Annotated in this window: 15 protein-coding genes; 8 read left to right on the top strand and 7 right to left on the bottom strand. The window is 64.6% G+C overall.

Features of this window, described 5'->3' with window-relative positions; translation table 11 throughout:
• Positions 1-3 precede the first annotated feature (3 nt).
• Genes nadC through DVR09_RS02125 form a run of 3 tightly spaced genes read left to right on the top strand, consistent with a single transcriptional unit; the run spans position 4 to position 2,026 of the window.
• On the top strand, positions 4-864 hold the full coding sequence (gene nadC / locus DVR09_RS02135) for a carboxylating nicotinate-nucleotide diphosphorylase (RefSeq protein WP_115415472.1): 861 nt from the start codon (positions 4-6) through the stop codon (positions 862-864).
• A gap of 42 nt (positions 865-906) precedes the next feature.
• Complete coding sequence (locus DVR09_RS02130; RefSeq protein ID WP_115415471.1) at positions 907-1,326, top strand: hypothetical protein; 420 nt, start codon at positions 907-909, stop codon at positions 1,324-1,326.
• Positions 1,313-2,026 carry a ribonuclease T2 family protein gene (locus DVR09_RS02125; protein WP_115415470.1) on the top strand — a complete coding sequence of 238 codons (714 nt, stop codon included), beginning with the start codon at positions 1,313-1,315 and terminating at the stop codon, positions 2,024-2,026. Before DVR09_RS02130 ends, DVR09_RS02125 begins: the two co-directional genes overlap by 14 nt.
• Here DVR09_RS02125 and DVR09_RS02120 read toward each other — a convergent pair whose 3' ends face one another.
• Positions 2,027-2,464, bottom strand: coding sequence for a hypothetical protein (locus DVR09_RS02120; RefSeq protein WP_115415469.1), 438 nt, complete (start codon positions 2,462-2,464; stop codon positions 2,027-2,029).
• Positions 2,461-2,916: a nucleoside deaminase gene (locus tag DVR09_RS02115; RefSeq protein WP_115415468.1), complete on the bottom strand. Its 456-nt coding sequence runs from the start codon at positions 2,914-2,916 to the stop codon at positions 2,461-2,463. Before DVR09_RS02115 ends, DVR09_RS02120 begins: the two co-directional genes overlap by 4 nt.
• A gap of 158 nt (positions 2,917-3,074) precedes the next feature.
• Between DVR09_RS02115 and rpmB the strand changes: the two genes are divergently transcribed.
• A complete protein-coding gene (rpmB, locus tag DVR09_RS02110) occupies positions 3,075-3,365 on the top strand; it encodes a 50S ribosomal protein L28 (RefSeq protein WP_115415467.1) in 291 nt (96 codons plus the stop codon).
• Between the two features lie 57 nt (positions 3,366-3,422).
• Here rpmB and DVR09_RS02105 read toward each other — a convergent pair whose 3' ends face one another.
• The 4 genes from DVR09_RS02105 to xseA are packed head-to-tail and all read right to left on the bottom strand — an operon-like array spanning position 3,423 to position 7,056.
• Positions 3,423-4,400 (bottom strand): esterase-like activity of phytase family protein, encoded by a 978-nt coding sequence (locus DVR09_RS02105; protein WP_115415466.1) that lies wholly within the window; start codon positions 4,398-4,400, stop codon positions 3,423-3,425.
• 44 nt (positions 4,401-4,444) lie between these two features.
• A complete protein-coding gene (locus tag DVR09_RS02100; protein ID WP_435867800.1) occupies positions 4,445-5,368 on the bottom strand; it encodes a M23 family metallopeptidase in 924 nt (307 codons plus the stop codon).
• On the bottom strand, positions 5,365-5,574 hold the full coding sequence (locus DVR09_RS02095; RefSeq protein WP_115415465.1) for a DUF2093 domain-containing protein: 210 nt from the start codon (positions 5,572-5,574) through the stop codon (positions 5,365-5,367). The genes DVR09_RS02100 and DVR09_RS02095 overlap by 4 nt, the downstream gene beginning before the upstream one ends.
• Before the next feature lie 24 nt (positions 5,575-5,598).
• On the bottom strand, positions 5,599-7,056 hold the full coding sequence (xseA, locus tag DVR09_RS02090) for an exodeoxyribonuclease VII large subunit (RefSeq protein ID WP_115415464.1): 1,458 nt from the start codon (positions 7,054-7,056) through the stop codon (positions 5,599-5,601).
• Here xseA and purD point away from each other — a divergent pair.
• Complete coding sequence (gene purD / locus DVR09_RS02085) at positions 7,055-8,329, top strand: phosphoribosylamine--glycine ligase (RefSeq protein WP_115415463.1); 1,275 nt, start codon at positions 7,055-7,057, stop codon at positions 8,327-8,329. The two genes, xseA and purD, sit on opposite strands and share 2 nt — an antisense overlap.
• 119 nt (positions 8,330-8,448) lie before the next feature.
• The gene (locus tag DVR09_RS17050; protein ID WP_162814815.1) at positions 8,449-9,276 is read left to right on the top strand and encodes a PIN domain-containing protein; all 828 of its coding nucleotides are present in this window, start codon (positions 8,449-8,451) and stop codon (positions 9,274-9,276) included.
• A gap of 29 nt (positions 9,277-9,305) precedes the next feature.
• Here DVR09_RS17050 and DVR09_RS02075 read toward each other — a convergent pair whose 3' ends face one another.
• Entirely contained in the window at positions 9,306-10,301 is a 996-nt protein-coding gene (locus DVR09_RS02075) for an adenosine kinase (RefSeq protein ID WP_115417734.1), read from the bottom strand.
• Positions 10,302-10,410: 109 nt separating this feature from the next.
• On the opposite strand from DVR09_RS02075, the gene DVR09_RS02070 reads away from it, so the two are divergent.
• Both DVR09_RS02070 and DVR09_RS02065 read left to right on the top strand, forming a co-directional pair.
• On the top strand, positions 10,411-11,103 hold the full coding sequence (locus DVR09_RS02070) for an EI24 domain-containing protein (RefSeq protein WP_115415461.1): 693 nt from the start codon (positions 10,411-10,413) through the stop codon (positions 11,101-11,103).
• Entirely contained in the window at positions 11,096-11,515 is a 420-nt protein-coding gene (locus DVR09_RS02065; RefSeq protein WP_115415460.1) for a hypothetical protein, read from the top strand. Before DVR09_RS02070 ends, DVR09_RS02065 begins: the two co-directional genes overlap by 8 nt.
• Positions 11,516-11,713 lie beyond the last annotated feature (198 nt).

Below are 11,713 nucleotides of genomic sequence, written 5' to 3'. Positions count from 1 at the left end.
TTCATGGCTTTCCAACTCTCCGGTTTCGACCTTTCCGCTTTCGTCCGCGACACTCTGGACGAGGATCTCGGCGAGGGTCTGGCGGGCGGCGGGCGCGACGTCACCAGCGAAAGCGTGATTCCCGCCGAGGCGCGCTTTGCGGGCGTGATGGATACGCGCGACGCAATCCATGTGGCCGGCCTTCCGGTCGCGGCAGCTTTCTTTCGTGCGCTCGATCCGGACATGAGCGTCGATCTTCTGGTGGAAGAAGGCGCGAGCGTGCCGGCGGGCACCGATCTCATGCGGCTCGAAGGCAATGCCCGCGCCATGCTGACCGCCGAACGCAGCGCGCTCAACACCGTCCAGCATCTCTCGGGTATTGCCACGATGGTCGCCGAATATGTTCGTGCGATGGATAATCCTGGCTGCACCCTGCTCGATACGCGCAAAACCATTCCGGGCCTGCGCATGCTTGAAAAATACGCCGTGCGCATGGGTGGCGGGTCGAACCACCGCATGGGCCTGTGGGATGCGGCGATGATCAAGGACAATCATGTCCTCGTCGCCGGTTCGGTCGGCGAAGCGGTGCGCCGCGCGGTCGAAGCCGGAGTGAAGGACATCATCTGCGAGGTCGACCGGATCGACCAGATCGAGCCCGCTTTGCAAGCCGGGGCGACCCGCCTCCTGCTCGACAATATGGAACCGCCGATCCTGCGCGAGGCCGTGGCGCTGGTCGCGGGCCGTGTGCCGACCGAGGCGAGCGGGGGTATCAATCTGGATACCATCCGGGCGAAAGCCGCCACCGGGGTCGATTACGTATCGGTCGGCCGCCTCACCCAAAGCGCTCCGGCTGCCGATATCGGTCTCGACTTTACCCCCTTGTGATTTGCGGGCATTCTTTCCCGTCGAAAACGGGGGGAATTAGGAATGCGACCGGTTTCTATCCTATGGTTCGAGCGCCTGTTTCTGCTCAGCCTTGTGCTCGTTCTCGTCAACAGCGTGGTCCAGTACGACGCTTTCCTGGCACAAATCCGGAGCGATCCTGCCCTTGCCGCCATGGGTCCGGGCAATGGCTTCGCCGTCGGCGTGATCGCGATCAGCCTGCTGATTCCCTTGATCCTGTGGTACTTCATCGCCCGCCGCGCGAGCGTAATCGCGAAATGGATGCTGGTGGTCCTGACCGCTTTCGGGCTGCTGTTCGTGAATTTCGATCCCGCAACCATGTTTAATCCCGCCAGGCTGACGAGCCTGGTGGTCACGGTTCTCCAGCTTGCGGCCATCGCCTTGCTTTTCCGCGCCGATGCCAGGGCTTGGCTTAGCCGAACTGACGATCATGCGGCGCCCTAGCCATGGCGTCGCCCTGCTGCTCGCCGCGGCGCTGCTTCCCTCCGCACCGCTTGCCGCGCAGCATTACCAGTGCGATTTGCCAACCAGCCTGCGCCTGCCGCAAGTAACTCCCGATGCACCGCCGCGCCGCCTGCCGATCACCGGCTACACGCTGGCGTTGAGCTGGAGCCCGGAATTCTGCAAGCCGCGCAAGGGCCAGCGCCGCCATGCGCGCCAATGCAGTGGACGCGAGGGGATGTTCGGCCTGGTCGTCCATGGGCTCTGGCCGCAAAGCGGGCGGAGCTGGCCGCAATGGTGCCCTGCCCCCCGCGCCCCCTTGCCGCGCGAGGTGGCGGCAAACATGTGTATCTCGCCTTCCGCCGCGCTCCTTGCGCGCCAATGGGCCAAGCATGGCGCCTGCATGACAAAGCGCCCTGCAACCTATTTCAAAGTCACCCGCATATTGTGGCGGGGCCTGCGCATCCCCGACTTCGATCGCGTGAGCCGCGAGGACGGCCTCACCGCAGGCACCATCCGCACCCGCTTCACCGATGCCAATCCCGACTGGCCGCGCGAAGCAGTCGGCGTGAAGCTCAACGCGCGGGGATGGCTCGAAGAACTGCGCCTGTGCTACGACAAACGCTTCATGCCCGCGACCTGCGACCGGGCGCGCTTTGGAGCGCGGAACGAGGCGGCGGCGAAGATATGGCGGGGGTTGTAGCTAGTTCACCGAGATGGTCTTTTCCGTGACGGATGGAAGCACATCATCGAGCCAGTCATGGGACTGCAATGCTGCGGAGTCACCCCAGTGCAGCTCGTCGCCGTCTACCCAGAAGTAGAATGAACTGGAGGTCTCGGACTCGAGACAAATCCCTACCATTGTTCTGTGCCAGACAAGTTCAGCGATCCGGTCAATTGCAAGGCCAGAAAGCGTCGGGAAAAGATCCCGCGTCACGTCGGACAGTTCTGTCCTGCCGAATTCGTCCATCTCCGTGGGGCTGGGCAGTGGATCGCTATCAAGGATCATTCTCTGACCATCGCCGGCGACCCGCAAGCGCAGCGTTTTCCCGTTCGTGAAACTTAGGAGTAGGCGAAGAGGCGTGCCTTTAGGTTTCTCATTGAAATAGTGCCTCTCCGCAGTGATCGAGGTCAGCTTCATCGCCGCTCCCTGAAAAACTCGCGCAACAATTCCGCCGCCCTCGCCTCGCCGATACCGGCATAGACCTCGGGCCGGTGCAGGCACTGGGGCGGTTCGAAAATGCGCGCGCCGTGTTCGACCGCGCCGCCCTTGGGATCGCTCGCCGCATAATAGAGCTTGCCGATGCGCGCATGGACGATCGCTCCCGCGCACATGGCGCAGGGCTCGAGCGTGACCCACAAGTCGCAATCTGTGAGGCGTTCCTCGCCCAGCGCGCGCGCCGCGCGGCGAATCGCGAGGATTTCGGCGTGGGCGGTTGGATCGTGCGTTTCGCGCGGGGCGTTGTGCGCCTCCGCTATCACCTCGCCGCCGCGAGTCACCACCGCGCCCACCGGCACCTCGCCCAGCGCGGAGGCCTTTTCTGCAAGCGCAAGAGCGCGCTTCATGGGTTGCGGAAGTGTCCAGGCGGCCATATCCGCCAGGCGCTAGCCCTCGACGCGCAAGCGTGCAACGTGCTTGACGATTCGCACCCTCGCCGCTATGCGCGCCGCTTTCCGGGACAAGAACGGACCCACACTGCTTTTGCGCAGGACGGGAAAGCTCGCCCGCCCATTCGAACGAGAGACGTATCATGTCGCGCATTTGCGAACTCACCGGCAAGGGCCGCCAGGTCGGCAACAATGTGAGCCACGCCAACAACAAGACCAAGCGGGTCTTCCTGCCGAACCTCCAGAACGTCACGCTGATGAGCGAAAAGCTCGATCGCAGCTTCAAGTTTCGCGTATCGACGCAGGGCCTGCGCAGCGTCGAGCACAATGGCGGTCTCGACAACTGGCTGCTCAAGACCGGCGACGACAAGCTGTCGGCCAATGCGCTCAAGGTGAAGCGCGAGCTGAAGAAGGCGAACGCCGCTTCCGCTTGAGGTCTGCGGGGCGCCGGGCGCCCTGGCAACAGCGGAAATTCGAAGGGCGCGCGAGGGTTACTCGCGCGCCTTTTCGCGTTGGTCCCAGCGTAGTTTGAGCAGCAGGGTGCGCTGGGTCGACATGAAATTGTCGTCCGAGATCAACCACAGATGCGTCCCGTCGTGGTCACGGGTCAGCGCCAGCCCCTCGTAATTTTCCTGCGGGATTGCATCGCCGAATTCGGTCACCAGACGCGCGGCGATACTGCCATCGGGGTTCCGCCGATCGATATTCACGTGAGCGATCGCCGATTCGAAGCCGGGCGGGATGCCCCAGACGACGCGGCGCAGAAGCACGAGCGCCTGCCCGCCGTCGATCGGCGTGCCGTCGACAGGACGGTAGCCCGCCGGAATGCCCACGATCGCTCTTGCGGGGTCCCGATCCTTCACGGGGTCGGTGGCGAAGACAAGGGCATGATGCCGCCCCCGCCCGCGGCGCGCGCGTTCCTCCACCACGAGAAAACGGCCGTCCGCCAAACGGACCAGCGTTTCGGCTCCGGCATTGTCTTCCCAATCGCGCATCCCGGCCGGTCGAACCTCGGCGTCGGGATTGAAGCGCGCGTCGAAGCGGACAATCGATTTGCGATATTCGTAACCGCCCCACACCGTGCCGCTGGCCGGGTCGACCGCCAGGGATTCCAGATCGCGCCCCACTTTGGCGCTCGCTTCCTCATCGGCGAATCGGGCGAGCACGCCTGGCTGCGCGCTGCGGTCGGGCCGCTCGAATTGCAATCTTCGCCCCGTATCCGACCCGGCCAGAAAACGCCTATCGTCCCGTGCGACCAGCGCGGAAAATCCGCCGAATTCCAGCCGGTCGCCGGTCAATTCCCATGCGGCGGAGAGCGTAAAGGGGCCGCGCCGCTCCGGCGTTATCGCCAATGGCCGGATCGTCACCGACCGTTGGAAATCGCGCGGGGGTTCGGGCGCGCGCCACCAGAGGCCCGGCGCAAGCGCCGCCGTGAGCAGGATGATGGAGAGCAAACGCGTGCGGCGCATGGGCGGTACGGTTCCTTCGCTGGGCGGGCGGGCGCTTTAGGCGCTCAGCGCATCGGACCGGTGAACAGCAGCGGGTCGAGCCGGGCATTGCGCCATTTGAGGCTCCAGTGCAGATGCGGACCCGTCGCCCGGCCGGATGAGCCGATATCGCCGATGTGCTGGCCCTGCGTCACCCTGTCGCCCTTGCCCACATAGAGCCGCGAAGAGTGCAGGAAGGCGCTGTTGAGCCCCTGCCCGTGATCGATAATCAGCAACTTGCCCTCCAAGCTGAAATCGTCTTCCGCCAGCACGACCACACCGTCGGCGGGCGCGACATAGGGCGTTCCGCTGGTGCCGGTGCTGATGTCGATTCCCGAATGGTAGCTGCCCGGCTCGCCGCGATAGATGCGCTGCGCACCGAAGCGGCCCGAGATACGTCCCGATACCGGCCAGATGAAATCCTGCTGCCAGCCCCGCGCGCCGGTTTCCGCCAGCCGCGCATTCCAGATGGCATCGAGTTCGGGCTGGCGACGGCGCATGAAAGCCGCGTTCGACCCCCGCGGCCTGCGCGCGACGTTGACGTGCTCGATATCCCAGGCGCGCGGAGCCACGGTCAGCGGGCTGTCTATCGTCCGCCCATCGGTCAGCCGCGCGATCAGCCGCATCGTTTTCGGCGAATCGCGGTCGAAGGCGGCGAAGAACCGCCCCTCGCCATCGAAAGCGAGCTCTTCCTCGCCCAGCATCGCCTTGGCCGTCCCGTTCGGCACTGTTCCGCGTATCCAGCCGCCCTGTTCCAGCTCGCCCGCGAAAGTGAACACTGCGGGGCGCGGCGGGGACGGCACCGGAGTCGACGTGGGAGTAGGTGCGGGGGACGCGCGAACCGGCTGTACCACTTCCGTGCGCGGCGGCGGGGGTGCCTGCTCCGCCTCGGGGGCGGGAATGCAGGCTGTAGTCAGGAAGAGAAGCGGTGCGACCCGGGTGAAACTCACGGCGCCATTCGCTCGGTGGCGAGCTGCGCGCTGGCATAGGCTTCCTGGTGTTCGACCGACCAGTAACGCAGCTCGTCGAGCGGAATCGGCACACCGCTCATCGCACAGAAGACGTGATTGCCCGCGCGCAGGACGCGGAAGCCGGAAGGGCCATATTGCAGCTTGGCTTCGCCATTGGACGGGCCGGAATTCTTGTTCATCAACATGGTGTGAATCCTAGCAGGTCGACCTTAACCGAACAAATCGTCTTGTTTCGGTGCGGTTCGGGTCTGGCGCGGTTTGCGGCGGGGGGTTGCAGGAGATGCAGCGTCTGCGGTCGCGACATCGAGCTCGCCGTCGCGGAACTTGAGGGTGAGGGCGGTTTCCTTGGCCGCAGCGGCCTTGTCGGTGATGGTGCGTCCGTCGGGTCCGGTGACCCGGACATAGCCACGCTGAAGCGGGCGGTCGGGGTGGAGCTGTTCGGCGAGCCGCGCCAGAGCGGCCAACCGTTGGCGCCGCTCGGCAAGGGGCCGTTCGACCAGCGCGGGCGCAAGCTTTTGCCCCGCCAGCGCGCGCTGCGCCTCGCGCAGATTGCGGTGGAGCGCGGCCGGAGCAAGGCGCAGGTTGGAGAGCTGCTCGCGCCCCTGCGCCGCCCGATCGCGCAGGCCCCGGCGCAGGCGTTCGGCAAGGTCGTCCAGCCGCTGCGCATGCGGTTCGAGCAACGCTTCCCGCTTCGGCAGCCGGTCGGTGCGCGCCTGCAACCGCTCGCGGCCCAATTGCACAGGGCGCAGGATTGCGCGTTTCTTGCGCGCTGCGAAATCGGCCAGAGTCGCGGCAAGTTCGGCGCGCACGGGAACGGCGATTTCGGCGGCGGCGGTGGGGGTCGGCGCACGGCGGTCGGCGGCATAGTCGGCGAGAGTGGTGTCGGTCTCGTGCCCGACCGCGCTGATCGTGGGTATCGGGCAGTCGGCAATCGCGCGGACGACCACTTCCTCGTTGAAGCTCCACAGATCCTCGATCGAGCCACCGCCGCGCGCAACGATGACGAGATCCGGCCGATCGGGGTGGCCTTCGGGAATGGCCGAGAAGCCGCGCACCGCACCGGCAACCTGCTCCGCCGCGCCCTGCCCCTGCACCAGCACCGGCCACACGATCACCCGGCTGGGGAAGCGATCCGCCAGCCGGTGGAGAATGTCGCGAATGACCGCCCCGGTGGGCGACGTGACCACGCCGATGGTGCGCGGCAGGAAGGGCAGCGGCTGTTTGCGCTCCTGCGCGAACAATCCTTCGGCCTGCAACCGGGCGCGGGTCTTCTCGAGCAGCGCCAGCAACGCGCCTTCGCCTGCCAGCTCCATCCGTTCGATGACGATCTGGTATTTCGAACGGCCCGGATAGGTGGTCAGCTTGCCACTGGCGACCACCTCCAGCCCGTCTTCGGGATTGAACGGCAGGCGACCGGTATTGCCCCGCCACATCACCCCGTCGAGCACCGCCTTCTCATCCTTGAGCGCGCAATACATATGCCCGCTCGCCGCGCGCTTCACGCCCGACAGTTCACCACGCAGCCGCACGAAGCCGAAGCGATCCTCCACCGTGCGCTTCAGCGCTTGCGATATTTCGCTGACTGTAAGCGGCTCGGCGTTGTCGCCCGCGCGCGCCTTCGCTACCAAGCTTGCATCTTCTGCATCTGACGGGAAATCGGTGGGCATGAATATCCTTTTGCTTGGCTCGGGCGGTCGCGAGCATGCATTGGCGTGGAAACTGGCGCAATCGCCGCTGTGCGACAAGCTGTGGGCGGCACCGGGTAATCCCGGCATCGCCCAGGACGCGGAATGCGTCGCGCTCGACGCGACCGATCATGACGCCGTGATCGCATTCGCGCGCGAGAAGGAGATCGGCCTCGTCGTGATCGGGCCAGAGGCGCCGCTGGTCGACGGATTGGCCGATTCGCTGCGCGCGGCAGGCATCGACGCGTTCGGCCCTTCGAAACAGGCTGCACAGCTCGAAGGCAGCAAGGGTTTCACCAAGGAGCTGTGCAAGCGCGCGAACATACCCACCGCGCGCTACGAACGCTGCACCTCGCTGGAGGCGGCCTGGGGGGCGCTCAAGAAATTCGATCCGCCTTTCGTGCTCAAGGCCGACGGGCTGGCTGCGGGCAAGGGCGTGGTCATCGCCGACACACGCGAGGAAGCGCAGAATGCGCTGAACGAGATGTTCGACGGCAAGTTCGGCAGCGCGGGCAGCGAGGTGGTGATCGAACAGTTCCTGACCGGCGAGGAGGCGAGCTTCTTCGCGCTCACCGACGGCACTGCGATTCTCCCCATCGGCACCGCGCAGGATCACAAGCGCGTGGGCGAGGGCGATACCGGCCCCAATACCGGCGGGATGGGCGCCTATTCCCCCGCCCCGGTGCTGAGCGAGGCGCTGCAGGCACAGGTGATGCGCGAGATCGTCGAGCCGACTGTGCAGACGCTGCGCGAGGAAGGCATGCCCTATTCGGGCGTTCTTTATGCCGGGCTGATGCTGACGAAGGACGGCCCGCAGCTCATCGAATACAATGCCCGCTTCGGCGACCCCGAGTGCCAGGTGCTGATGATGCGGCTCGAAAGCGATCTCGTCGACCTGATGCAGGCCTGCGCGCGCGGCACGCTGGGCGAGGTGGCTGCGCCGGTCTTGTCGGACGATTTCGCGCTGACCGTGGTGATGGCAGCCGAGGGCTATCCCGGCACGCCGAAAAAGGGCGGCCCGATCGACCTGGGCGAGGCGGAAGCGGGTGGGGCGAAGGTCTTCCACGCCGGCACGAAACTGGAGGGCGACACGCTGACAAGCAGCGGCGGCCGTGTCCTCAATGTCACCGCGCGCGGAGCGAGCGCCACCGAGGCGCAGGCCAATGCCTATGCCGCCGTCGACGCCATCGACTTCGCCGACGGTTTTTGCCGCAGGGACATTGGGCAAAGAGAGGTGAGAAGGGAAAGAGGATGATTCTTTCCGGACTGTATTGATCACCCTTTCCCCCGGTTTATTGTAGCCCAGTGTTAGAATTTGTGAGAAATTGGCTTGAGCAAAAGCGCCAGGCGTTAGCTTTCAAGTTTGGCCCAAGAATGGCTGAAATTCTTGTGTGGGCAAGCACGTTAGAGGCCCGCCAGAAATTGGCAGGTAGTGACGCTATTCGCGTTCTAATTGATAGCCCAATTCGTGCCCACGCGGTTACTCATGAAACAGCATGGATAGATACCGGTACTAAACTCTGGGGTGGTGTACACCCCATCCAGACAGGCTACATGGCCCGCCTTCCTGTCCATTCATTTAGAAATGAAAGTGAAGACTACGAAGATATCTGTTATTTGTCGGCTCTCACCGGCTTAGTGAAAGCTGGATGTATGCGTTTTCTGACGTCCTCAGAATTGATCGCAGAACAGGAAAGACAGCCGCCCAGCCGATTTCGCACTACCGGCTATTATGATTTCAGTATACTGGACATGGTGACAATCGATTCCGTCGATGGCCGGAACTTTGACTATGCAACAGTGAGTTTTGCGATCGACGACGCCCAAAAGCATCTGGCAAAGATGCAACGCGAACGCATTGCTGGCCGCGGCGACACCTTGCACCAGGCAATCGTCGAAATATTTGGCTCGGAAAAGCACAGTCAAGACGCATGGCACCTTCGAACGGCTCATGCGTATGGGTGTCAGTTTTTCCTAACAATGGACCGAAGCTTATGTCGATTATACCAGCAGCATCGTGATCGATTGAACCACACTGGAATTGCGGTGGTAGTGACCACACCTGCGGGCCTTGGTCGCCGGTTTGGCGTACGCAAAGTCCACCCGTATTCTTTTTCCTACAACAACGCTTCGTTTCCTGTTCGATCCGACCTTCACATGCCGGGTCAGAAGCGGCGTCCATCCCGGTCAAGGAAGGACTAACTGACCCAATTGGTTTGCATTCCGTGCAATCACCCCAACTTCTCAGCCACCAGCGCCTTCAAATCCGCTTCGCTCCGCGCGCCGTAGTGCGAGATGATTTCGGCGGCGCAGATGGCGCCCATGCGCAGGCAGGTCTCGAGGCTTTCTCCGCGGGCGTGGCCCGTGAGAAAACCGGCGGCGAAAAGGTCGCCCGCGCCTGTGGTGTCGACCACCTTCTCGATCGGCTCGGCAGCGACTTCGGCGCGCTGGCCATTGGCGATGCCGACCGCGCCCTTGGCGCTGCGGGTGGCGACGAGGACGGGGATCTGGTCCTTCACCATGGCGAGGCCCGCTTCGAAATCGTCGGTCCCGGTCAGCGTGGCGAGTTCGTGCTCATTGACGAAGAGGATGTCGATCTGTCCCTCTTCGATCAGCGCGCGGAAATCGTCGCCGTGGCGGTCGATCACGAAGCTTTCCGAAGCGGTAAAGGCGACCTTGCGCCCCGCCTTGCGCGCCACCTCGATCGCCCGGCGCATGGCGCTGCGCGGCTCTTCGGGGTCCCACAGATAGCCTTCCAGATAGAGGATGCCCGCGCTGGCGATCAGCTCGTCGTCGAGCGCGGCGGGCGGCAGGAACTGGCTCGCGCCGAGGAAGGTGTTCATCGTACGCTCGCCATCGGGCGTCACGAAGATGAGGCAACGCGCGGTCGAGGGCTGGCCTTCGCGGGCAGGCGTGTCGAAATCGATGCCGACCGCGCGGATGTCGTGGCTGAAGACGTCGCCCAGCTGGTCGGCTGCAACCTGTCCGACGAAAGCGCATTGCGCGCCGAGTGCCGACATGCCCGCCAGCGTGTTGGCAGCGGAGCCGCCCGAAATTTCCCTCGCCGGTCCCATTGCCTCGTAGAGCCGCCGCGCACCCTCCTCGTCGACCAGGGTCATGCCGCCCTTGTTCAGTTCGAGTTCGTCGATCAGCTCGTCGGTGCAGGGGGCCATCACGTCGACAATGGCATTGCCGATCGCAATAACGTCGTAGCGGGGTTCGGTCATGGGTACTCCGGCGGGGGGATTCGAATTGTCGGGCGCCGTTAGCGCTTCGTCGCGCATAGGCCAAGGGCAGCGTTGACTTAGGCCCAGGCCGCGCGCATCCCGGCACCGCATGATGTCGCTGCCTGCCGCTCTCGCCCTGTCGATCCGCCAGTTGGGCGACCCGGCGATCCTGAAGGTTCTGTTCAAGACCGCGCTGGCGACCCTGGCCATCTTCGCCGCAGGGGGGGCGGGGCTCTATGTGCTGGTCGAGCGCGCGATCGACAGCGTGACGAGCGCCGATACCTTCGGCATGGGTGCGCTGGTCGCAGCAGCGGGTATGATCCTGGCAGGCTGGTTCCTGTTCCGTGTCGTGGCGCTGTTCGTGCTCCAGTTTTTCGCCGAGGACGTCGTGCGGGCGGTCGAAGCGAAGCACTATCCTCAAGCTGCGCATACGGTTCGCGACATTCCCCTGAGCGAGGAAGTCGGCAATGCGTTTCGATCGCTCGCGCGCACGGTCCTTGCCAATGCAGCCGCTCTGCCAGTCGCGGGCCTGCTGCTGGTCACGGGTGTCGGTGCGGCGGCCGTGTTCTGGGCCGTCAATGCCTATCTGATCGGGCGAGAGCTGCGCGACATGGTCTGGCTGCGCCACCGCGTCGATGCAGCCGAGATCGCGCCGATGGGCAGTGCCAAGCGGTTTTTGCTCGGCGGCGTGGTGGTCGCCTTGCTCGCGATACCTTTCGTCAACCTCCTCGCCCCGATAATAGGTGCGGCCAGTGCGACCCATCTGGTCCACCGCGCCCGCGAGAAAGGCATCGATGCGTAAGTCCGCCCTGTTCCTGCTTCCCTTGCTCGGTGCGTGCACCACCGTTCCCGCAAGCGTGCCATCCGCGCCCGCCGCATCGCGGCCAGCCGCTTCGCCGCCGCCGCAGGAAGTGCGCGTGGCTCCGACTACCCCATCGTTCCGCGCGCCGAGAGTGATGAACGTGCCCGGCCTGGAAGGTGTGATCGGCAGAAACGAGACGGCGCTCGCCAATATGTTCGGTCCGCCGCGCCTGAACGTGACGGAAGGCGATGCCAAGAAGCTCCAGTTCGTGGGCGAGGCCTGCGTGCTCGACATCTATCTTTATCCGCTGGAGCCGCGCGGCGAGCCGAGCGCGACCTATGTCGACGCGCGGCGTGCCAGCGACGGCCTCGATGTCGACCGGGCCGCCTGTGTGCAGGCCCTCAAACGCTAAGCTCCACACCAACGCCTGCGGGTGTGTGCCGGATCGATGTGATGAGCCTGGCGCGATGCTGGCGATCAACAGATACGATGGAGGCGCAGCTATGCTCAGCACAATACGGCATTCCGGGCACGGGCGGGATGGGGCGGCGCCTCGTTGGGATCCGCTGATACCGCACCGATCGTATCCTTATCGGCACACCCGATCCGA

It is taken from the genome of Erythrobacter aureus (genome assembly GCF_003355455.1).
In the GTDB taxonomy this organism is placed as follows: Bacteria; Pseudomonadota; Alphaproteobacteria; order Sphingomonadales; family Sphingomonadaceae; genus Qipengyuania; species Qipengyuania aurea.
Note: the sequence above shows the minus strand (reverse complement) of the source record. Positions and strands in the feature narration are given on the sequence as shown.

Coding starts and splice junctions, on each gene's coding strand:
- nadC (WP_115415472.1), top strand. CDS start 4: ATGGCTTTCCAACTCTCCGGTTTCGACCTTTCCGCTTTCGTCCGCGAC.
- DVR09_RS02130 (WP_115415471.1), top strand. CDS start 907: ATGCGACCGGTTTCTATCCTATGGTTCGAGCGCCTGTTTCTGCTCAGC.
- DVR09_RS02125 (WP_115415470.1), top strand. CDS start 1,313: ATGCGGCGCCCTAGCCATGGCGTCGCCCTGCTGCTCGCCGCGGCGCTG.
- DVR09_RS02120 (WP_115415469.1), bottom strand. CDS start 2,464: ATGAAGCTGACCTCGATCACTGCGGAGAGGCACTATTTCAATGAGAAA.
- DVR09_RS02115 (WP_115415468.1), bottom strand. CDS start 2,916: ATGGCCGCCTGGACACTTCCGCAACCCATGAAGCGCGCTCTTGCGCTT.
- rpmB (WP_115415467.1), top strand. CDS start 3,075: ATGTCGCGCATTTGCGAACTCACCGGCAAGGGCCGCCAGGTCGGCAAC.
- DVR09_RS02105 (WP_115415466.1), bottom strand. CDS start 4,400: ATGCGCCGCACGCGTTTGCTCTCCATCATCCTGCTCACGGCGGCGCTT.
- DVR09_RS02095 (WP_115415465.1), bottom strand. CDS start 5,574: ATGTTGATGAACAAGAATTCCGGCCCGTCCAATGGCGAAGCCAAGCTG.
- purD (WP_115415463.1), top strand. CDS start 7,055: ATGAATATCCTTTTGCTTGGCTCGGGCGGTCGCGAGCATGCATTGGCG.
- xseA (WP_115415464.1), bottom strand. CDS start 7,056: ATGCCCACCGATTTCCCGTCAGATGCAGAAGATGCAAGCTTGGTAGCG.
- DVR09_RS17050 (WP_162814815.1), top strand. CDS start 8,449: ATGGCTGAAATTCTTGTGTGGGCAAGCACGTTAGAGGCCCGCCAGAAA.
- DVR09_RS02075 (WP_115417734.1), bottom strand. CDS start 10,301: ATGACCGAACCCCGCTACGACGTTATTGCGATCGGCAATGCCATTGTC.
- DVR09_RS02070 (WP_115415461.1), top strand. CDS start 10,411: ATGATGTCGCTGCCTGCCGCTCTCGCCCTGTCGATCCGCCAGTTGGGC.
- DVR09_RS02065 (WP_115415460.1), top strand. CDS start 11,096: ATGCGTAAGTCCGCCCTGTTCCTGCTTCCCTTGCTCGGTGCGTGCACC.